This is a genomic window from Streptomyces thermospinosisporus (genome assembly GCF_039526425.1).
Classification (GTDB): Bacteria; Actinomycetota; Actinomycetes; order Streptomycetales; family Streptomycetaceae; genus Streptomyces; species Streptomyces thermocarboxydovorans.
In genome coordinates, this window is record NZ_BAAAIZ010000152.1 from 1 (window position 1) to 835 (window position 835).

Sequence of the window (835 nt, forward strand, 5' to 3'; positions counted from 1 at the left end):
TCGTAGTCGCGCACCAAGCGGCGCGAACGCATCAGCCAGCTGAGCGTTCTTTCCACCACCCACCTGCGTGGCAGCACCACGAAGCCCGTGGTGTCGTCGGTGCGTCTGACGATCTCCAGGGTGAGGTTGAGGTTCTCGGCTGCCCAGTCGACCAGCCGCCCGGCATAGCCGCCGTCCGCCCACACCAGGCGGATGGAGAAGTACATCTGTCGCAGCCGCTCAAGCAGCGGGACGGCGGCGTCGCGGTCCTGCACGCTCGCCGCGGTCACCGCGACGGCCAGGACCAGGCCGAGGCAGTCCACCACCAGGTGCCGCTTGCGGCCACCCACCTTCTTCCCGCCGTCCCAGCCGGACGTGGAGCGCGGGATGTTCGCCGCTGCCCGCAGTGACTGCGAGTCCACAATGGCGGCCGTCGGGTCCGGTGAGCGGCCCTCCTTGTCCCGCACGCGGTCACGCAGCCGGTCGTGGAACTCGGCGAGCAGACCCGTCACCTGCCAGCGGCGGGCGAATGCATGCACACGCCGGTACGGCGGGAAGTCCGCAGGCAGATTGGCCCACTTGACGCCGTTGTCGACCACGTAGCGGACGGCATCCAGCATCACACGGTGGCAATAGCTCTCCGGTCGGCCGCCCCGTCCTTCAAGCCACGCGGGCACCGGCAGCACCGCCCGGATGACCTGCCATTCCGCATCTGTCATGTCCGAGCCGTAACACCGCACGCGCTCCGGCCCGTCGGCTGCGTTGCCGAACCTGTGCGCGAGGCAGTCACACGACAGGGACGGCGAGTTGGACTCCACACAGGTGAGCGCGAAAGACTGCGGCAACAGGGCCTCCT

Annotated in this window: 1 protein-coding gene; it reads right to left on the minus strand. The window is 69.0% G+C overall.

From position 1 onward, the window contains the following. The coding region (locus ABD207_RS31895) for an IS5 family transposase (RefSeq protein ID WP_344016802.1) at window positions 1-698 on the minus strand (698 nt) is incomplete at its 3' end. Window positions 699-835: the final 137 nt, after the last annotated feature.